Genomic DNA, 19,693 nt, shown 5'->3' on the forward strand with positions numbered 1-19,693 from the left:
GTCAGCCGGCGCCACCGACGGTACGGACGGCGCCCTCAGCGGTACCGGTGGCGTGACCGGTGATGCGGGCGGCCCGTTCGCTGCTACGGGTGGCGCGGGCTCGCACTACAGCCACTCCCCTTCCAGGGCGGTTGCGGTGAGGCCCGGTGCCGCCGCGTACAGGACGGCGCGACTGCCCGACTTCTGTCCGGCGTCGTGCGCCCGCCTCAGGATGTCGAACACGGCGGCGCCTCCGCGGTTGCCGCTGGTGTAGCTGTCCCGGCTGTAGTCCAGCAGCCCGGACGGCCACGCGTCGGGCATCGTCTGCTCCATGTACTCCAGCACCCGGGTCCCGCCGGGGTGCGCGAGCAGCACGTCGGGGTGCCAGGAGTCGGGGTCGTCCTGGTAACGGAGGCGCAGCCACTCCCACATCGCGGTGACCGTCTCCTGTACGGCGCGCGGCCCGCGCCGGTCCATCACGAAGTGGGTGCCGTCCGCCCGCGTTTCCAGGCAGTGCAGGTCTTGGGTGTCGGGCACGGTGTGGTGCCAGGCCGCGTCCAGCCGCAGCACCGACTCGCGCCTCGGGCGGCCCGTGACCACCGCGGCGACCGCGGTGTCCGCGAACAGCAACCGGACGATCAGGGACTCGAGGGTGTCGTCCGCGGGCTGGTAGGTCGTGCTCAGCGCCTCCGCGATCACGACCAGGACCACCCGATCGGGGTCCGCGGCCACGAGATCAGCCGCCAGGGCCAGGGAGCGGGTCCCCGCGACACAGGCCCACTGCGTGGCCGGCAGCAGCATCACGTCGTTGCGGAGCGCAAGCTTGTTGGCCAGGGCGATGTCCAGACCGGGCAGCGCCGGGGTGGTGGAGTGACTGGTGATCAGGCAGTCGATGTCTGCGGCGTCGAGCCCGGCGATCTGCAGGGCCCCGCGCGCCGCACGCTCCCCGTAGGACTGCACGGCCTCCCAGGCCGGCGCGGTGCGCTCCTGGACGGTCTGCGGCGCGGGTATCGCCTCGAGGGCGGCGATCACGCGGTCCACGTCCTGCTGGGTGAACCCGTCGCGTGCCAGCGCTTCTTGGGCGGTCCCGATGCCGACAGCCTGCAGGCCGCTGCCGTCGCCGGGCGCGACGGCGGTCTCCAGCGGCAGCATCCACCCGCGGGTCTCGATGCCCGTACTGGCCGCGATGCCGTCGATCCGCGGCGCCCACGCCGCATGCGGGTGCCGGTCGCGCACCTCGGCCACGATCTGGCTGGTCTCCACGGCGTGCTCGCCGTGGATCACGGCAGGAGGACAGAGGTAAGCGGCCATGATGGGCACCTTTCCAGGGGAACAAGGAGGAACGTCACGAGGGCTGCGTCATGGGCCGCTTTGGAACGTCGCGCCCATGCCGATGGGCTCCACTTCGGGAGTCGCTGTGCAGGTCGAGCATGGACGCGAAAGGGACATTTCCGCTGTGACTAACCCAACTTGGGCGGGCTTTGGAGGGCGTGATACGGCACACACCGCTGAAACAGAGAGGCCATCAGAGCGGTTCCACAGGTCTTGACCGACTCACCGTCAGCCGGGGGGTTGCCTGGTCCGGGCGCGCACCGCCGGCGGGCTGGTGCCGGCGCCCGCCGTGACGGTCCCGCGGAGGCGGCCCTGCCGGAGGCCACCCGGCTGATGACGCGACACGGCATCGGACGACTCCCAGTGGTCGACACAAAAGACCGGCTCGTCGACATCGTCACCGCCGCGACCTGCTCCAGGTCTTCCTGCGCCAGGCCGAGGAGATCCTGCAGGCCGCGCAACGTGAGGTGTGACGACGCGCTCCGGCCCAGCCCGCAGATCTCCGAAGTCGCCGTCCACGACGGTGCGGTCACGCTCACCGGGCAGTTGGAAGCCGACACAGCGCCGCCGTCGCGGTGGGTCCGACGCGCCCGCTGGACGGTTTCGTCGACGTCGTGGACGACCTCACCTACCGCTTCGACGACAGGCACACACAGGCCACCGGACGACCGAACACGGAATGGCCGACGACTGGCTGCGCGGGGCATGAGCCCACGGCCCCACCTACTGTCGGCCGGCCTCTCGGCCACAGGGGCAAAGGCCCTCGGACATGGTCGAGATGGCCCACCGATCGAGGTCGGTCGCCCGCCCAGCTGCTGGTCCGGCTCGCTCCCAGGACCCGGCCGGTGTCCAGCAGGAGCTACGAGCACACCTGGCCGCCTGTCAGGCTGTGCCTCGGACCATGGCGGAGTTTGCCGGATCGAGGCCCGGAACCGACCCGCCCGCACCTCGTTCACCGTCACCCTGGAATCCGCCAAGGACCAGGTCATCGCCGCTGCGGGCGTGCTGCCTGACGGAGAACCAGGCCGGATTGGAGAGGCGGTTCCGGAGAACCTGCTGCCGTCGCGTCGGCCGCGAATCGCCCCGCGCCGCGCCAAGTGCCCGACCTCCCGGTACGCGTCACCGCCGGACCAGGCCCAGGTCCTCGGCGCGGCCCGCATCAGCGTCGTGACCATCACCGTGGACCAGAGTCAACAGGCCCCGGTGGGTCGACGTGAGCGGACGCTGCGGTTGATGCGGACCGACCCGGCACGTTCCTGGCGCGCCTGCGAGATCGCCCTGGGGATCGGCTTGGACGACGAACGCGGACTACGTGCCGAACTCGGCCGGTGGGTCCACGGGGGCATCCTCCGCAGGATCGCCTGGGGCGTCTGCGCGCTTGACGACGAGTGAAACGTCCGGCTGCCGGCACGACCCCGTCTCCGGGGCGCTGACAACCGTGAACTCGCCTTGACTACGCGGCCTTGGAAGTACCCCGCCGAGTTGCGTGAGCGAGCCGTCCGCGACCAGGGTGAGCGGCCCGACTGCTGACCACTGCAGAGAGTCGAACTGCTGCGAGGCCACCGCAGTGGCCTCGCCGACCGTTACAGCGCGGCCCCGCTCCCGGCGGCCGTCATGCCAGCTCCAGGACGAGCTTGCCGACGTTCTCGCCACGGAAGAGCATCTGCAACGTCTCGGGGAAGTCGTCCACGCTCCCGCTCACGACGTGTTCCTTGACTTTGATGCGGCCGTCGGCGATCCAGGCGGAGATGTCCTGCGCGGCCTGTGGGTAGCGCTCGGCATGGTCGAAGACGACGAATCCCTCCATCCGGGCGCGGCGCACCAGAAGGGACAGGTAGTTCGAGGGGCCCTTGACCGGGGTGGCGTTGTTGTACTGACTGATCGCACCGCAGACCACGACGCGCGCGTGCATCGCCAGGCGGGTCAGGGCGGCGTCGAGGATGTCGCCGCCCACGTTGTCGAAGTAGACGTCGATGCCGTCGGGGGCGTGCCGGCGCAGCGCCTTCCTGACGTCCTCGGCGCGGTAGTCGATCGCCGCGTCGAATCCCAGTTCGTCGGTGAGCAACGCGCACTTCTCCGGCCCTCCGGCGATGCCCACGACCCGGCAGCCCTTGGCCTTCGCGATCTGCCCCGCGATGGTGCCGACGGCGCCGGCCGCCCCCGACACCACGACGGTCTCGCCGTCCTTCAGTGCCCCTACGTCCAGCAGGCCGAAGTAGGCGGTCATCCCGGGCATGCCCAGTGCGCCCAGATACGTCGAGGGCGGGGCGAGGGAGGTGTCGATCTTCATGGCGCCCTTGCCGTCGGAGATCACGTACTCCTGGACGCCGAAGGTCCCGACCACGTGATCGCCCGGCTGGAAGTCGGGGTGGTTGGAGGCGGTGACCTCGATGACCGATCCGGCGCGCATCACCTCACCGATGGCCACCGGCGGCAGATACGAGGGACGGTCGTCCAGCCAGCCCCGCATCGCCGGGTCCAGGGAAATGACGCGCGTGCGGCCCGCGAACCGGCCCGGGCCCGGTTCATCGACGGGCCCCGCACAGTGCTCCCAGTCATGGGGGTCGACCTCGCCCACGGGGCGGGCTGCCAGACGGATCTGGCGGTTGGTCGCGGACATCGCGCCTCCTGTCGTCGCTTCTCCCCCCGACCATACCGACCAGTAGGTACGTCGACTGCCGTGACATTCACCACAGACCACTCCGCCCCTCAGGTGTCTATGGTGCGCAGGCCGTCGAGCCGTCGACCGGCAGCGACCTGTTCGGATGTTACGTCGATCCCAAATCGTGACGCTCCACAGGCCTATCCGGCATACCAACCAGTCGGTATCGTGCGCCGCCACACCCCTCCCCCAGCCCTCCACGGAACCGAGCCGAGCCGGAAGGCCACGCGATGACATATCCCCATGACGACCGCTACCCGCAGCAGGAATGGCCGCAGCCGCGGACCGAGCCGTACGGCCGTGCCCCTCGGTACGAGTCGTACGGGCGGGATCCGGGGCAGGAGCCCTTCCCGTCCGGATACGACGACGCTCCGTACGACTGGTACGGGCAAGCCGCCCGGCAGGAATCGTACGCGGACGAGACGCACCAGCACGGCGCCGACCTCGCCGCCCTTCGCTCGGCCTACCGTGTGCTCCGCCGGGTCTCCACGATCACCGCGCTCGGCTCCTTCGTGGTGTACGTGGTGCTGTCCTGCTACGCACCGGAGCTGATGGGGGCCAGGATCACCGGGGAGCTGAGCCTGGGAATGGCCCTGGGCATCCTTCAGCTCGTCGTCACCTTCGCGGCGGTCTTCTCGTACGAGCGCAGCGCACAACGCTCGGTGGACCCGTTGGCCCGCGGCGTCAGGGAGCGCGCGGCCGGCCGGCCCGCGGGGGTGGCGAGATGACCGACTTCGACTCCGGGTCGCAGGCCACCGTCCTCGTCCTCTTCACCGCCCTGGTCACCGTCACGCTGCTGATGTGCGTGATGACGGGACCGGACCGCGACGACCTGACGAACTTCTACACCGGCTACCTTTCGCTCACCCCGTTCAAGAACGGCCTGGCCATCGCGGGCGACTACATCTCCGCGGCCACCGTGCTGAGTACCAGCGGCATCATCGCGCTCGCCGGATACGACGGCTATGTCCTCACGGTCAGCACCGCCCTGTCCCTGGTGCTGCTGATGTTCCTGCTGGCCGAACCTCTGCGCAACGCCGGCAGGTTCACCATGGGCGACGTCCTGGCCCGCACCATGCCCGGGCGGGCCGTGCGTATCGCTTCCTGCGTCGTGACGCTTTCGGCGACCCTGCCCTTTCTGGTCGTCCAGCTCTCCGGGGCCGGGTCGCTGCTCACCTTCATCCTGAACATCCCGCACGGGGCCGGCGCCAGGACGGCATGCATCGTCATCGTCGGCAGCCTGATGATCATTTACGCGGCGCTCGGCGGTATGCGGGGAACCGCGCTCCTTCAGATGATCAAGATTGTCATCCTGCTCGGCACCAGCGTCGTCGTCGCCGCCCTGGTCCTGCACCGGTTCGGCTGGAACCCCGGAGAGCTGCTCCGGGCTGCCCAGCACGGCAGCGGCACGGGCCCCGCCTTCCTTCAGCAGGGCCTTCAGCTGGGCACCTCGGCCGGCGACCGACTGGACTTCGCCGGTCTCCAGATCACCGTGGTCCTCGGCGTGGCCTGCCTGCCCCACATCACCATGCGTCTGTTCTCCGCGCAGGACGTACCGGCCGTGCGTCGCTCCATGTCATGGGCCGTCGGCACGGTCACCACCTTCTGCCTGCTCGTGATCATCTTGGGTACGGGCGCGGCAGCTTTGGTGGGATCGCAGTCCATCACTGCGGCCGACCCGCACGGCAGGACGTCGGTGCTCATGCTGTCGCAGGTGCTCGGCGGGGCCCCCGCCTCCGCGGGTGCGACGATTCTCTACTCGGCCGTGGCGGGAATGGTGTTCATCACTCTGCTGTCCTCGGTCGCGGGGATGACCCTGGCCGCGGCCTCGTCGCTCGCCCACGACCTGTTCGCCCATGCGGCGCGACGGGGACAGGTGGAGCCGCATACGGAGATGACGGTGGCGGCGTGGACGAGCGTGGCCGTGGGAACCGTGGCCATCGGGCTCGCCACCGTGGTCCAAAAATGGGACGTCGGCGTGCTGACCACTCTGGCCGTCTGCATCGGGGCATCCGCGGTGGCTCCCGCGCTGACCTACTCCCTGTTCTGGAGAGGTTTCACGCGCACCGGCCTGCTCGCCACCCTCTATGGCGGCGCGGCCTGCGCGATGGTGCTGATGCTCTTTTCCAAGGCCGTCTCGGGCACGCCGTCCGCCGTCTTCCCGAACGCCGACTTCCACTGGTTCCCCATGCAGTCCACCGGACTGGTCTCCATCCCGTTCGGTTACCTGGCGGGCTGGCTGGGCAGCCGTCTGGACCACAGGCGCCGCGCCGCTGACAGCCGGGAGAGCCGACGGCTGTACGAGGACAGCGAGGAACGTCTGCTCGCCGCAGCCGAATAGGCAAGGTGCCGGGGGCGGACCGGGCAGGCGGCCTCGCTGCCGCCGCGGTCCGCCCAGGGGCACAAGGCCCCGCACGCACGGGGCCCCATGGCAGCGGTACGCCGACACGCGCGCCATTGTGTGAGGCGGCGACCGCAACGGCCGGCGACGGTCAGGTGAACGTGCCGGCCAGTGGTTGTTCGGTCCACACCGTTTTGCCTTCGCGGGTGTAGCGAGTGCCCCAGCGTTCGGCCATCTGGGCCACCAGGAACAGGCCGCGCCCGCCCTCGTCGGTGGTACGGGCCCGGCGCAGGTGTGGTGCGGTGTGGCTGGTGTCGCTGACCTCACACACCAGAAACCGTTCGCGGATCAGCCGCAGGGTCGCAGGGCCACTGGCGTAACGGTAGGCGTTGGTGACCAGTTCGCTGGCAATCAACTCGGTGCTGAACGCCAAGTGCTCCAGGCCCCATTCGGTCAGCTTGGCCGAGGTCAATGCCCGAGCCCGGGCGGCGCCGGCAGGCTCCAGCGTCAGCTGCCAGGAGGCGACATCCTCCGGTGGCAGCATGCGGGTGCGGGCGATCAGCAACGCGATGTCGTCGCTGGGGTGTGCGGGCACGAGCGAGTCGACCACGGCTTGGCATGTCCGTTCCAGCTCGTCCGCAGGGCGGGTGAGCGCTGCGCACAGCTTGCTCAGGCCGATGTCCGCGTCGATGTTGCGTTCGCCGATGATTCCGTTGGTGTACAGGCACAGCAGGCTTCCCGCGGCCAGGTCGATCTCCCGGGCCTCGAACGGCAGGCCGCCCAGGCCGAGGGGTGGGCCTGCGGGCAGGTCGAGCAGGGCCGACTGCCCATCCGGACCGGTCACCACCGGCGGCGGGTGGCCGGCGCGGGCCACGGAGCACCGACGGGAGACAGGGTCGTACACGGCGTACAGGCAGGTGGCACCGACGACCTGCTCGCCCACGGGCCGTTCGCCGGTTGCTTCCTGTTCGGCCGCCAGCAGGGTGACCAGGTCGTCCAGGCGGGAGAGAACCTCGTCCGGTTCCAGGTCGAGGCTGGCGAGCGTGTGTACGGCGGTACGCAGCCGTCCCATCGTGGCAGCGGCGTGGATGCCGCGTCCCACCACGTCGCCGACGACGAGGGCGACCCGAGCCCCGGACAGGGGAATGACGTCGAACCAGTCGCCGCCCAGGCCCGGGGCCGCGCTGGCCGGCAGGTAGCGCAGGGCCACCTCGACGGCCGACTGGTCCGGAACCGTCCGGGGCAGAAGGCTGCTCTGCAGGGTGAATGCGGTCTGCTGCTGCTGGGTGAAGCGCCGGGCGTTGTCGATGGCGACGGCGGCGCGCGAGCCGAGTTCCTGCGCGAGGGTGAGATCGTCCGCCTCGAAGGGATCGGGGCGGCTCGAACGCCACAGGGTCAGCACACCCAGCACCAGGCCACGTGCGGCGAGAGGTACCACGATCAGCGAGTGGGCGCCCAGGTCCGGGACGTGGGCCCCCTGGCGGCTTTCGGTCGAGAACGAGTCGGACGAGAGAACCGGTTCCAGGACGGGCCGCCCTTCGGCCAGGCATCTTGACTGGGGTGTGCCGGGTGTGAACTCCACCGGCGCGCCCTGGCCGTGGGGCGGGCCTGGTTGCCGGGCTCCGATGCCGCGGGCCCCCACTCGAACCACAGGTCCCGCCAGTGCCCGAGCCGGTTCCTCACCGCATGTGACCGGCTGAAGAAGGTCCACCGACGCATGGTCGGCGAGGTGCGGCACCATCACCTCGGCGAGTTCCCGGGCGGTCTCCGCCACGTCGAGCGTGGTTCCGATACGGCTGCCGGCCTGGTCGAGGAGCGCGAGCCGGCGCTGGGCCCGGTGGCGTCCGGTGATGTCCTCGATCATCTCGGCCACGCCCAGGACGCGTCCGGAGGGATCCTCCATCCGGAAGGCCGAGACCAACGCGACCCGCTCTCGTGCCGGATCCGCCTCGAGGCGAGCGAACTGCTCGGAGTAGATCAACGGTCTGCCGGTCTCCATCACCTGACGCACACGGTCCACGGCCCTGCGCGCGTCGTCGGGAAGGAGCATGTAGCCGGTCGGCAGACCTCGAAAATCCGCTGCCGGGACGCCGGTGAAGCGTTCGACGGCACGGTTGACCCGGAGAACTTTCAGGTCGGGGCCGTGGACGACGAGGCCGATCGGGCACTGGTGGTACAACCCGTCGAGAATCGCGCGGTCCCTTTGCCAGTCCAGGACGTCGGCCGCGAGTGCCCCGGCGACAAGCCACTCACGGACTCTGTCGTCGCGGGAGAACGTCTGGGCCCTGAGACCCATCTCCACAAACCGTCCGTCACGGTGCCGCACCTTGAGCACCCCGAACCAGCCGCCGGCTCTCCGGCAGCTCGCCGCGGCCTCCCTGACGGCCGGCAGATCGCGCGGATCGACGAGGACTTCGAAGGCCGGACGACCGATCACGGCTGGGCCCGGATATCCGAGCAGTTCCTCGGCCCGCCGGTTCCATCCGACCACGGCGCCCCGGTCGTCGAGCACCGCCAGGGCGGCGAGGCGCGGGGCGAACGGATCGTCGTAGCTTCCGCTGAGCTCCGTCATCCGCATCTCCACAGTCGGCTGACCCGCTGATACGCCTAAGCCTAGTGAACCCGGTGGGGCCGCGCGCGCGCCGACCGCGGCCGGCGCGGGTGATCGCGGCAGGCCCGCCGGGCCGCTGTCGGCGGCCCGCGGGCACCGAGCCTGGTGTGGCTCCTTCGCGTCCGCTGGACAGCGAGGGCCTCCTCCACGGCCGGCGGCCCGGTCCCGCGCCGCCGTACCCGGCAGACGTCGGGTCGTCCACGTACCGGCCGGCACGCACGGCTCCGGGCTCCCGTGACGGGGCGAGGGCGGTCCCAGGCGTCGGGGGCCTCGACGCGGACCGCCCCCGCCGGCTCACTTCGCCGCCGGGCCGAACTCCTTGCGGGTGTCGACCGGCTTGCCGAACAGCTGCCACCGCTCGCCCTTGAACCGCATCAACTGCATCGTCTCCAGCGGGAAAGCGTCACCGTGCCCGGTGGACATGGTGACCCCGGGCAGCAGCATGCCCACCTTCACATCCTTCAGGCTGCGCACCGCGTCCCGCAGCCCTTCCCTGGTCGGGCACTTCATCGCGTCCAGGGCCTGGTGCAGGCTGGAGGCGACGGCCCAGCCGTAGGCGTTGAACTGGTTGGCCGGGTCGGCGTCGGGTGCGTACGTGTGCAGCGCGTCCTTGTAAGCCTTCATCTCCGGGTCGGCGGCCCACTGCGGGTCGGCGGGGTCCTTGAAGTAGGTGGCCGAGACCACTCCTTGGACGTTCTTGAACCCGACCGGCTTGAGCACGGCGGCGGACGAGGCCACGTTGTTCACGATGTGCAGCGGGTTCCACTTGGTGTTCTTGGCGTCGGCGGCCAGGGCCTGGCTGCCGAACTTGGGGGTGGCGACATCCAGCAGCACGTCCGCCTTGGAGCGTGCGAGGCTCGTCATCTGTGCCGACACGGAGGGGTCGGTGACCTCGTAGCTCTCCTCGGCGACCACCTTGACGCCGCTGCCGGCGACGGCCTTCTTGAACCCGCCGAGCAGGTCCTTTCCGAAGTCGTCGTTCTGGTAGAGGACCGCGACCTTGGCCTTGGGCCTCGCGTCCTTGAGGTACTTGGCGTACACGCGTGCCTCGGCCACGTAGTTGGGCTGCCAGCCGATGGTCCAGGGGTGCTGGTCGCCCGTGCCCCAGGCGGAGGCGCCCGTGGCGACGAAGGGCTGCGGCACCTTCTGCTTGTTGAGGTAGTCCCACACGGCTGCCGTGGACGGGGTGCCCAGGGTCTGGAACACCGCGAAGACCTTCTCCTGCTCGACGAGTCTGCGTGCCTCCTCGACCGCCTTGGGCGGCTGGTAGCCGTCGTCGCGGACGACGAACTCGACCTTGCGGCCGTCTATGCCGCCCTTGTCGTTGACGTGACTGAAGTAGGCGGCCACGCCCTTGCTGATCGTGCCGTACGCGGAGGCAGGTCCCGACAGCGGGTAGATCCCACCCAGCTTGATGGTCTTGTCGGTGATGCCGGTGGTCTGCTGGCCCTTGCACGCGCCACCGGCGGTGGTGTCGTGGGCGTCCTGACCTCGCTGGCTGCTGCAGGCGGTCGCGGTGAGCAGGGCGGCGGTCGCGGCCGCGGCCGCCCGCAGAGCGGTCGTCTTGCGCATGTGGTTCATTCCTTTTCCGTGCGGGGCGGTGCGCCCACGGGTTCGGCGTCGACAACTGCGGGGTCCGCAGGAGTGTGGGTCTCGGAGGGAGCGGACAGTGCCTGGGACTCCGGCTCCGCATCGGGCGCGGATTCGGCCTCTGGCGTCCGGTCGAGGGCAGCGGTGGTGCGAGGCAGGCGACGGGTGACTGCGCCCAGGACATGGGCCGGCAGACCGGCCAGTCCCGTCGGGGCCACGACCATCACCGTGATGATGAGCAGGCCGAACACGACTCCCGGTGCCGCCTCGCTGACGTCCTGGGACACGCTCGGCACGTACATCACGAACGCCGCCCCCAACAGGGGTCCGTACAGCGAGCCGAGACCCCCGACCACCAGGCCGGCCAGCAGGGTGATGGACAGAACGAAGCTGAAGGAGTCGGGCGAGACGAAGCCGATCACCCAGGTGTACAGACACCCCGCGACACCCGCGAACATCGCGCTCCAAGCGAAGGCGAGGGTCTTGTGCAGCGACAGCCGCACGCCCATGACCTCGGCGGCGCTCTCGTTGTCCCGCACGGCCAGCAGTGCCCGGCCGACCCGGGACCGCAGCAGGTTGCGGGCGAGTACCAGGGCCACCGCGGTGACGGCGAGGACGACGAAGTACATCCACTGGTCCTCGGCCAGCCCGCTCCACGCGGGCGGCTGCAGCTTGTTCACGGTCAGCCCCATGGAGCCGCCCGTCACCGGCTCGAGCCGCTTGAGCAGGGGCGGCAGGAACACCGCGAACGAGAGGGTGACCAGGGCCAGGTACAGCCCGCGCAGTCGCAGCGCGGGCACTCCGAACCCGAGGCCCAGCAGGAAGCATCCGGCGGCCGCGGCCGGCAGCGTGGCCAGGTGGCCGGTGTCGTACCGGTCGAGCATGACCGCCGCTGTGTAGGCGCCCGCCGCGAAGAACGCGCCGTGCCCAAGTGAGATCTGCCCGCCGAAGCCGACCAGCAGGTTCAGGCCGGACAGCGCCACGGCGTACAGGAGCACCATGGTCAGCTGGAAGACCTGGAAGGGGGCGAGGTAGAACGGTGCGCCGACGGCGACCGCCGCCGCGACGAGGACGGTGAGCGTGGCCCGCAGCCACCGGACCCGGTCGGTGCCGAGTGCCGCTGTGGTGGTGCTCATGCGCGCTCCACCGCCGCCCGTCCGAAGAGGCCCTGGGGCCGCACCAGCAGCACGGCCAAAATGATCACCAGGGGGACGCCCACCTTCAGATCAGCGCCGATCACGTCCACGTACGCCCCGGTCAGGGTCTCGGCGACACCCACGAACAGGCCGCCGACGACCGCGCCGACCGGACTGTCGAAGCCCCCGAGGGTGGCTGCGGCGAACGCGTAGATCAGCACCCCGCCCATCATGTTGGGCTCCAGGAACAGCACCGGGGCGACGAGCACGCCCGACACAGCGCCGACCGTCGCGGCCAGGCCCCAGCCGAGCATCAGCACCCAGCCCACCCGGATGCCCGACAGCCGGGCGGAGGCCGGATTGCAGGCGACCGCCCGCATCACCAGGCCGATGGAGGTGTGCTGGAACAGCACGTACAGCAGGCCCATCACGACGGCCACCACACCGATGATGCCGAGCGTCGACCAGTCCATACGCACACCGGTCAGGTCGAGTCCGCCGTCGGGGAAGGGCTGCGGGAAGTCCTTCACGGTGAACGACCAGATCAGGCCGGCCAGCGCGTTGACGAAGATGAACAGGCCGACCGTGACGATGACCACCGTCAGCTCGGGCGCGCCCTGTACGGAGCGGATGACGATCCGTTCGAGCAGCATGCCGCCGACGAAGGACACCGCGAGGGTGACCGGCAGTGCCAGCCAGTACGGCATCCCGGACGCCATCAGTTGCCAGGCGACGTACGTCGAGAGCATGGCCAGCTCGCCCTGCGCGAAGTTGACGATCCCCGTGAACCGGTGGATCAGTACCAGGGCCAGCGCCAAGCTGGCGTACACGGCGCCGGAGCCCAGTCCTTCCACCACTTGCTGGAGCAGATCGGTCACGGCGCGCACCCGGCCTTTCGGGAGAGGACGGAGACCCCGAGGTACACCTCGGCGACCTGCCCGTCCTCGCGGATCTGTGCGGCCGGTCCGGACAGCACCAGGCGGCCGGCCTCGAGTACGTGGGCCCTGTGCGCGATATCCAGCGCGAGCTGGGCGTTCTGCTCGACGACGACCACGGTGGTGCGTTCCTCCTCGTTGACGGCACGGACGATCTCGAAGAGCTCGCGGGTGACCAGCGGCGCGAGCCCCAGGGACGGCTCGTCCAGGAGCAGCAGCGAGGGCCGCAGCATCAGCGCCCTGCCGACGGCGAGCATCTGCTGCTCGCCGCCGCTGAGGCTCCCGGCGGCCTGCCGCGACCGCTGGCGCAGCTTGGGGAAGTAGTCGTAGATCCGTTCCAGGTCGGTCGCCACGGCCGCGCGCTCGGTGCGGCCCCGCCTCCGTGGGCCGGTGCGCAGGTGGGCGCCGATGCGCAGGTTCTCCCCGACGGTCAGGTCGTTGAAGGTGCCTCGGCCCTCGGGCACATGCGCCACGCCGAGCCTGGCGGCCTGCTCGGGCGAGCGGCCCAGGAGTTCCGTGCCGTTCAGGGTGACCGAGCCGCGGCCGCGGACCATGCCGCACAGCGCCCGCAGCGTCGTGGTCTTGCCCGCGCCGTTGGGTCCGAGGATCGCGCACACCTCACCTCGGGCGACGGAGAAGTCGAGGCCCTGCAGCACGCGGGCCTGGCCGTATCCGGCGTGCAGGTCGGAGACCTTCAGGAAGTCCCGCCCCTCACCCGCCGCGGCCTCGGTGCTGTCGGTGGTGGGCTCGCTCATGCGGCCACCCCCAGGTACGCCTCGACGACCGCCGGGTCGCGCTGGATCTCTTCCGGCGTGCCCTCGGCGATCTTGCGGCCGAAGTCGAGGCAGACCACCTTGTCGCACAGGCCCATCACGAAGGCCATGTGGTGTTCGACCACCACGAGCGTGAGGTCGAACTCCTGGCGCACCGAGCGGACCAGATCCGCGAATTGGTCCACCTCGCCGTGGCTGAGCCCGTTGACGGGTTCGTCGAGCAACAGCAGCCGGGGCCGTACCGCGAGAGCCCGGGCGAGTTCGACGCGTTTGAGCGTGCCGAACGGCAGTCCGGAGGCGGGATGGTCGGCGACGTCCGCCAGGCCGAGCCGTCGTAGCAAGTCGTCCGCCTGGTCACGCAGTGCCCTCTCCTCCCGCCGGACGCGGGGCAGCCGGAGCGCCGCGGCGAGGTGTCCGGTGCGCCCCCGGCTGTGGGCGCCGACCATGACGTTCTCCCGGACCGTGAGCTGCGGGAACAGGCCCAGGTTCTGGAAGGTGCGGGCGATGCCGCGCCCCGCCACGGCGTGCGGAGGGAGGGCGAGCAGGTCCTCGCCCTCGAACCGCACCTCTCCCCCGTCGGGAGTGCAGCGCCTGGTGAGGCAGTTGAACAAGGTGGTCTTGCCGGCTCCGTTCGGCCCGATGAGCCCTACGGCGGTGCCCGGCTCGACAGTGAAAGCGACACCGTCCAATGCCGTGATCCCGCCGAAGCGCACGGTGATGTCTTCGACCGCGAGCATGAGTGACGCCCCTTTCGAGGTGCTGGGGGGTGGGCGAGCGTCACAGTAGGTGGGGACGTTGCAGGCGCACATTGGGTGTGGGCACCCAACTTCTCGGTGGCCGAACTGTGCGCCGCGCACAAGTGCCGGGAGATGTCTCACGCCGAACCTGTTGACGAAGCACGAGGAGTGCGGCGACGATCGGCGCCATGCCTCGCGGTCCTGCATTGGGCACTCCCCGACTCTCCGAACCGCTCCGCCGGGAGCGGCGGCGGATCCTGTACGCCGTCCACGACCGGGTCGAGGAGGTGGCGGAGACCGCCGTCGATGTGATGCGCACGGAGATCCCGTCGTACGCGCTGCAGGACGAACGGTTCTTCGGCGACGTACGGGACCAGGTGCTCGAGCACTACCGGATGCAGTTGGCGGCGCTGGCCGGCGATCGCGACATGGCTCCCGAGGACCTGCTCTTCAGCCGCGCGGCAGCGCTGCGCCGAGCACGCGCGGGGTTTGCCCTCGAGGACTGGATCAGTGCCTTCCGGGTCGGCCGGCAGGTGCTGTGGGACGCGCTGCTGGACTGCGCGGGCACGTCCGCCGAGGCCCAGCAGGCCGCGCTGTCCCTCGTCACCCCTCTGATGCGGTACGTCGACTACGCCAGCACCCATGCCGCGCAGGCATACGTCGAGTACCAGCAGCACGTGGTGGCGGACGCGGACCGGGAGCGCCGCGATCTTCTGGACCAGCTCCTGGCCGGGGTGGCACCGACGCGCGGTCCGCTGATGGCCGCGGCTCAGGCGTACGGCATCGGACCGCGCTCGCCGATGATGGCGGTCGTGGCGGTGTGCGTCGGCGACACCCGCACCGGCGACCCGACCTCGGCCGAGAACGGGTATGCCGCCAGCGCGTCGATCAGCGTCGCCGGGCCCTGGGCCGGAAGAACTCTGGTCGTCGTGCGCCACGGCGAGGTGGTGGCCGTGCCCGTGGTCCGGGCCGGCATGGACGCAGAGGACATATGCGCCCACTTCGAGACCGTGCAGCGGCGGCTCGCGCGGGCCGGGACCATGCTCTCCATGGGGATCAGTACGGTCGCCCAGGGCACAGGTGAACTGCCGCGTGCATACCAGGAGGCGCGGGCCGCCCTCGACCTGGTGCCGAGCGGGGGCGGGGTGGCAGCGCTGCCGCGGCTGTCCCCGTTCGACTACCTGGCGCTGCGCGCCGACGACCTCGCGCGCCAGTTGGTCGATCCCCGGGTGCGGTTGATGCTGGAGGAGGACCGCAGACGTGGCGACACGCTGGCCGCCACCATACGGGCCTTCGCGGAGGCGGACCTCAACCTGCGGCTGGCCTCCGAGCGCTTGCGGGTGCACCACAACACGGCGCACTACCGGTTGCGCCGGATCGAGGAACGCACCGGCCGCAATCCGCGCCGGATCGCCGACCTCCTGGAACTACTGGTCGCCCTCGCCATCCGCGACGGGGCCGAGGAAGGTGGGGAATGCGAGTGAGCGGCATGGTGGAGTCTGCCGGGACCGAAGCGGCACGTCAGCTGCCCGCCGGGCAGGCGGGCACGGGTCTGCCCGAGGAATACGCCGGGCAGGACGGAAGCCTCCGGCGCAGGCTGCTTGACGCCGCGCTGGAGGTGTTCACCGAGCGCGGTTACGCCGACGCCGGTCTCACCGAGATCGCGACGCGCTGCGGCATCCCGGTGGGCAGCCTCTTTCAGCACTACGGCGGGAAGCGAGGGCTGTACCTCGCCCTGTGGGAGGAGTTCCGGGAGGAGCAGGAGCGTCTGACCGCGACCACGCTGTCCGCCGAGCGCAACCGTGGCGTGGACGACCCCGTCGCCCTCTTCGTGGCGGGAGCCAGGGCCTACCTGGAGGGCGCCTGGGACCACCGGAGGCTCGGCAGACTCCTCGTGGAAGACGACGGCCCCGCGGGCTTCGACGCGCTGCGCCGCCAGTGGGACCGCGCATGGGTACGGCGCAACGCCCGGCTCCTGGAGATCGACGAGCGGCGACGCGCCGGCCGGGTCCGGGTGAGCGTGCTGACCACCGTCATCGGAGGGACGGCGCGCGAGCTGGGCGACTGCGGCGACGAGACGGAAGCCCGGGAGATCGTGGACGAGGTGTGCGGCATCCTGATCCACCTGTCGGCAGCGCCCCGCTGAAACGCCCGGCGCCGGGCTGAGGGGACAGGACCGGCCCCAGCACGACGACGCCTCACTCCCCGGACACCCCGCGCCGAGCGCCGCCTCAGGGCAACAGCGGGCACGGGGGTGTACGCCTCGGCGTCGATCACGACGCTGTCCAGGCCAGGACCTGTCCGGCCGTTGCAGGAAAGGGACGGCGCCTGTCCAGCGCTGCGTCTGCGGCGTGATCGGCCGGCCAGGTCCTGGCTAGACACCGGTGTCGGCTCCCTGCCTGAACGGGAGCGCGTCACCGAGGAGCTGGCCGCCGTCGATCACCATCGTCTCGCCGGTGATCCAACTCGCGGCGTCCGAGACGAGAAAGGCGACCGCCGAGGCGATGTCTGCCGGCTCCCCTATGCGCCCGAGTGCCGTCGCGGCGGACAGGGCCTGCTCATGGTCCTTCCACAGAGCCTCGGCCAGCTTCGTGCGCACCACACCCGGCGCCACCGCGTTGACGCGAACCTTGGGCGAGAGTTCCAGGGCCAGTTGCTTCGTGAGGTGGATCAGTGCGGCCTTCGACGCGTTGTACAACCCGATGTTCGCCTCGAAGGTCATGCCGCCGACCGAGGCTGTGTTGACGACGGCGCCGCCGTGCTCGCCCATCCAGGCCCGCACGGCCAGCCCCGTCCACAGGACAGGAGCCCACACGTTCACGTCGAAGGTCTTGGCGAACCGGACATGGTCCTGGTCGATGACGGGTCCGAAGGCCGGGTTGGTCCCCGCGTTGTTGACGAGGATGTCGAGGCTTCCGAAGCGCTCCAGCGTCAGATCGACACAGCGCCGGGCCGCTTCTTCGTCGACCGCGTGCACACCGACGCCGATCGCCGTGCCCCCGACCTGGGCCGCGGCGGCGTCCGCCGCCTCCTGGGACCGGGAGGTGAGGACGACGTTTCCGCCGGCGGCGGCGATGGCCTGGGCGATCGCCAACCCGATACCGCGGGAGGCGCCCGTGACGACGGCGGTGCGACCGCTGAGGTCCAGCCCTGCCATTTCAGTTCACCCCTGCCTTGTGGCCGCCGGGGGTGTCCGTGCCGCTCGCCGCCGTGGTGGCCCCGTCGCGGTACCGCCGCAGTTCCTGCCTGGCGATGGCCCGCTTGTGGACCTCGTCGGGACCGTCCGCCAGCCGCAGTGTCCGCAGCTGCGCGTACATCATCGCCAACGGGAAGTCCTCGGTGACACCGGCTGCTCCATGCACCTGGATCGCGCGGTCGATGATCTTCAAAGCGATGTTCGGGGCGGCCACCTTGATGGCCGCGATCTCGGTGCGTGCTTCCTTGTTCCCGACCGTGTCCATCAGATACGCGGCCTTGAGCGTGAGCAGCCGGATCATCTCGATGTCGATGCGCGCTTCCGCGATCCAGTCCTGGATGTTGGACCGTTCGGCGACCGGACTACCGAATGTCACCCGCGACTGCGCGCGCCGGCACATCAGCTCCAGCGCCCGCTCGGCCGCGCCGATGGCCCGCATGCAGTGGTGGATACGACCGGGCCCGAGCCGGGCCTGGCTGATCGCGAAACCCTCGCCCTCGCCCTTGAGGAGGTCCTTGACCGGCACCCGTACGTCGGCGAAGTCGATTTCGGCGTGCCCCTCACGGTCCTGGTAGCCGAACACCGGCAGGCCGCGCATCACCGTAATCCCGGGGGCGTCGATGGGGACGACCATCATCGACTGCTGCCTGTGCGGAGCAGCGCCAGGGTCCGTCTTCCCCATGACGATGAGCACCTTGCAGTTGCGGTGCAGGGCATTGGAGGCGAACCACTTACGGCCGTTGAGCACGTACTCGTCGCCGTCGCGCTCCATCCGCAACTCGATGTTGGTGGCGTCGGAGCTGGCGACACGCGGCTCGGTCATCGCGAAGGCCGAGGCCATCGTGCCGTCGAGCAGGGGCTTGAGGTACTTCTCCTTGTGCTCGTCGCTGCCGAACAGCGTGAGCACCTCCATGTTCCCGGTGTCGGGAGCGTTGCAGTTGCACGCTTCGGGGGCGATGTGACTGCGCCCCATGATCTCCGCCAGTGGCGCGTACTCGAGGTTCGTCAGCCCGGGGCCCCACTCCGGGTGCGGGTGAAACAGGTTCCAGAGTCCGCGCCTTCGCGCCTCCGCCTTGAGTTCCTCGATGATCGGCGGGTGGAAGTGCGGGTCACCCGACGCGCGCATCTGCACGTGGTACACCGCCTCAGCGGGGTGGACGTGTGCATCCATGAACTCGAGCAGATCCGCCTGGTATTTCTTGGCGCGATCCCGTATCTCGAACAGGGACATCTGGACTCCTGACGGGTGGGAAGGGAAGTTGCGCTGACGGCGCTTCCCGGATGGACGGCGTGGACTCGCTCCGACACCTCTCGCGCGCTGCCGATGCAGCCGCCACCACCGGTGACGATGGCCGCTCCTTGGGCAACGGTCACAGCGACCCCTCTCGTGACGGGGCGTGCGAAGCCGGGGCACGGCCGCGAGCCGGCGTGACCATGCTCTTGTCGAACTTTATAATTGAATCTGGCGTCAAGTTCAACAGTGAGGGCGCACGGCAGCGCGCGAAGAGGACCGCCCACCTCCCGCGGAGGAGACGACAAAGGGAGACGCGAAATGAGAAGCACCCGGCAAATACCGGGTGCGGTGAGCCAGGCGGTCCAGGCTGCCGGGGTCAGCGGTGGCCGGGGAACCGCAGGGCGTTCGCCCAGAGACGGGTGACCGTGGACACGAGCTCCTCGAAGTCCACCGGTGCACCTTCCTCTTGCCGTTCGCCGACCACGAAGGCGTTGTAGGCCAAGACGCTGACCATGCCCGACAGGGCACGGGAGGCCATCACCGGATCGACCCCACGGTCTGCGACTTCCCGCGCCTGCAGGTCGGCGATGCCGCGGGCATTGCGGCGGATGAACGCGTCAGCGCGCCGCCTTCGGAACTCGCGGAACTCCGGCTCCACTTGTGCGACCTGCTCAAGAAGGGCCATCAGCTTCGCATTCCGCTTGTACGCCTCGAGATACGCGCGGTTGCTCGCCTCGAGTACCGCATAGGGATCGTCGGTACCCTGCACCCGGCCCATGCCGGGGTGCATCATGTCCTCCTGGGCCTCCAGGAGGACGGCGGCGAGCACCTCCTCCTTGTTGGCGAAGTAGGTGTAAAAGGATCCCGCCGCACATTGAGCTTCTTTGGTGATGTCGGTCAGGCGAGTGTCGAGATAGCCGTCCCGTTCGAACACCTTCCGCGCGGCCTTCACCAATGCGGCCCGTGTCCGCGCTCCGCGCTTCGTCGCAGGCGGCTCGCGAAGGTTCGAGAGGGGCGCCATGGGGGGTGCGTACTCGCCGTCGATCTCCTCGGGCGCAGTGGTGTCCATTCCGGAAACGGTACTTGAATCCGACGCCATAGTCACAAACGTGGGACTGACCCCTGGCGCCGCGCAGCGCAATGGTGTCGACAGTGACGGCCCGTGGC

16 protein-coding genes and 1 pseudogene are annotated in these 19,693 nt (G+C 70.0%); 6 read left to right on the plus strand and 11 right to left on the minus strand.

Going from position 1 to position 19,693, the window contains the following annotated elements; all coding sequences use genetic code 11:
• Positions 1-105 precede the first annotated feature (105 nt).
• Positions 106-1,290 carry a type III polyketide synthase gene (locus ACWD68_RS07960; protein WP_451805605.1) on the minus strand — a complete coding sequence of 395 codons (1,185 nt, stop codon included), beginning with the start codon at positions 1,288-1,290 and terminating at the stop codon, positions 106-108.
• Positions 1,291-1,551: 261 nt separating this feature from the next.
• Between ACWD68_RS07960 and ACWD68_RS07965 the strand changes: the two are divergent.
• Both ACWD68_RS07965 and ACWD68_RS07970 read left to right on the plus strand, forming a co-directional pair.
• Positions 1,552-1,704 (plus strand): annotated as a pseudogene (locus tag ACWD68_RS07965) (CBS domain-containing protein); the annotation flags it as partial.
• A gap of 774 nt (positions 1,705-2,478) precedes the next feature.
• Positions 2,479-2,703: a hypothetical protein gene (locus tag ACWD68_RS07970; protein ID WP_451805717.1), complete on the plus strand. Its 225-nt coding sequence runs from the start codon at positions 2,479-2,481 to the stop codon at positions 2,701-2,703.
• Positions 2,704-2,923: 220 nt separating this feature from the next.
• Here ACWD68_RS07970 and ACWD68_RS07975 read toward each other — a convergent pair whose 3' ends face one another.
• A complete protein-coding gene (locus tag ACWD68_RS07975) occupies positions 2,924-3,931 on the minus strand; it encodes an NADP-dependent oxidoreductase (RefSeq protein WP_451805606.1) in 1,008 nt (335 codons plus the stop codon).
• A 272-nt stretch (positions 3,932-4,203) separates the two neighbouring features.
• Here ACWD68_RS07975 and ACWD68_RS07980 point away from each other — a divergent pair, with 272 nt between their 5' ends.
• Together ACWD68_RS07980 and ACWD68_RS07985 are read left to right on the plus strand one after the other, a co-directional pair.
• Positions 4,204-4,701 carry a DUF485 domain-containing protein gene (locus ACWD68_RS07980; protein ID WP_451805607.1) on the plus strand — a complete coding sequence of 166 codons (498 nt, stop codon included), beginning with the start codon at positions 4,204-4,206 and terminating at the stop codon, positions 4,699-4,701.
• The gene (locus ACWD68_RS07985) at positions 4,698-6,314 is read left to right on the plus strand and encodes a sodium/solute symporter (protein ID WP_451805608.1); all 1,617 of its coding nucleotides are present in this window, start codon (positions 4,698-4,700) and stop codon (positions 6,312-6,314) included. The genes ACWD68_RS07980 and ACWD68_RS07985 overlap by 4 nt, the downstream gene beginning before the upstream one ends.
• A gap of 151 nt (positions 6,315-6,465) precedes the next feature.
• Here ACWD68_RS07985 and ACWD68_RS07990 read toward each other — a convergent pair whose 3' ends face one another.
• The 6 genes from ACWD68_RS07990 to ACWD68_RS08015 all read right to left on the minus strand — a co-directional run bounded on the left by ACWD68_RS07990 (position 6,466) and on the right by ACWD68_RS08015 (position 14,096).
• Positions 6,466-8,886, minus strand: a complete 2,421-nt coding sequence (locus ACWD68_RS07990) for a SpoIIE family protein phosphatase (RefSeq protein ID WP_451805609.1) — start codon at positions 8,884-8,886, stop codon at positions 6,466-6,468.
• A 333-nt stretch (positions 8,887-9,219) separates the two neighbouring features.
• Positions 9,220-10,497 carry an ABC transporter substrate-binding protein gene (locus ACWD68_RS07995; RefSeq protein WP_451805610.1) on the minus strand — a complete coding sequence of 426 codons (1,278 nt, stop codon included), beginning with the start codon at positions 10,495-10,497 and terminating at the stop codon, positions 9,220-9,222.
• A 5-nt stretch (positions 10,498-10,502) separates the two neighbouring features.
• Positions 10,503-11,651 (minus strand): branched-chain amino acid ABC transporter permease, encoded by a 1,149-nt coding sequence (locus tag ACWD68_RS08000; protein WP_451805611.1) that lies wholly within the window; start codon positions 11,649-11,651, stop codon positions 10,503-10,505.
• Complete coding sequence (locus tag ACWD68_RS08005) at positions 11,648-12,529, minus strand: branched-chain amino acid ABC transporter permease (RefSeq protein WP_451805612.1); 882 nt, start codon at positions 12,527-12,529, stop codon at positions 11,648-11,650. The genes ACWD68_RS08000 and ACWD68_RS08005 overlap by 4 nt, the downstream gene beginning before the upstream one ends.
• Positions 12,526-13,341: an ABC transporter ATP-binding protein gene (locus ACWD68_RS08010; RefSeq protein ID WP_451805613.1), complete on the minus strand. Its 816-nt coding sequence runs from the start codon at positions 13,339-13,341 to the stop codon at positions 12,526-12,528. Before ACWD68_RS08010 ends, ACWD68_RS08005 begins: the two co-directional genes overlap by 4 nt.
• Positions 13,338-14,096 carry an ABC transporter ATP-binding protein gene (locus ACWD68_RS08015; protein WP_451805614.1) on the minus strand — a complete coding sequence of 253 codons (759 nt, stop codon included), beginning with the start codon at positions 14,094-14,096 and terminating at the stop codon, positions 13,338-13,340. Before ACWD68_RS08015 ends, ACWD68_RS08010 begins: the two co-directional genes overlap by 4 nt.
• A gap of 188 nt (positions 14,097-14,284) precedes the next feature.
• Between ACWD68_RS08015 and ACWD68_RS08020 the strand changes: the two genes are divergently transcribed.
• Both ACWD68_RS08020 and ACWD68_RS08025 read left to right on the plus strand, forming a co-directional pair.
• On the plus strand, positions 14,285-15,580 hold the full coding sequence (locus ACWD68_RS08020; RefSeq protein WP_451805615.1) for a PucR family transcriptional regulator: 1,296 nt from the start codon (positions 14,285-14,287) through the stop codon (positions 15,578-15,580).
• Positions 15,581-15,585: 5 nt separating this feature from the next.
• On the plus strand, positions 15,586-16,242 hold the full coding sequence (locus tag ACWD68_RS08025; RefSeq protein WP_451805711.1) for a TetR/AcrR family transcriptional regulator: 657 nt from the start codon (positions 15,586-15,588) through the stop codon (positions 16,240-16,242).
• A gap of 228 nt (positions 16,243-16,470) precedes the next feature.
• Here the strand turns inward: ACWD68_RS08025 and ACWD68_RS08030 are convergent, their stop codons facing one another.
• From ACWD68_RS08030 to ACWD68_RS08040, 3 genes are all read right to left on the minus strand, one after another.
• Complete coding sequence (locus ACWD68_RS08030; RefSeq protein WP_451805616.1) at positions 16,471-17,253, minus strand: SDR family oxidoreductase; 783 nt, start codon at positions 17,251-17,253, stop codon at positions 16,471-16,473.
• 1 nt (position 17,254) lies between these two features.
• Positions 17,255-18,523 carry an acyl-CoA dehydrogenase family protein gene (locus ACWD68_RS08035; RefSeq protein ID WP_451805617.1) on the minus strand — a complete coding sequence of 423 codons (1,269 nt, stop codon included), beginning with the start codon at positions 18,521-18,523 and terminating at the stop codon, positions 17,255-17,257.
• 379 nt (positions 18,524-18,902) lie between these two features.
• On the minus strand, positions 18,903-19,595 hold the full coding sequence (locus ACWD68_RS08040; RefSeq protein ID WP_451805618.1) for a TetR/AcrR family transcriptional regulator: 693 nt from the start codon (positions 19,593-19,595) through the stop codon (positions 18,903-18,905).
• Between the last annotated feature and the right edge of the window lie 98 nt (positions 19,596-19,693).

This window comes from Streptomyces sp. NPDC005141, assembly GCF_053599975.1.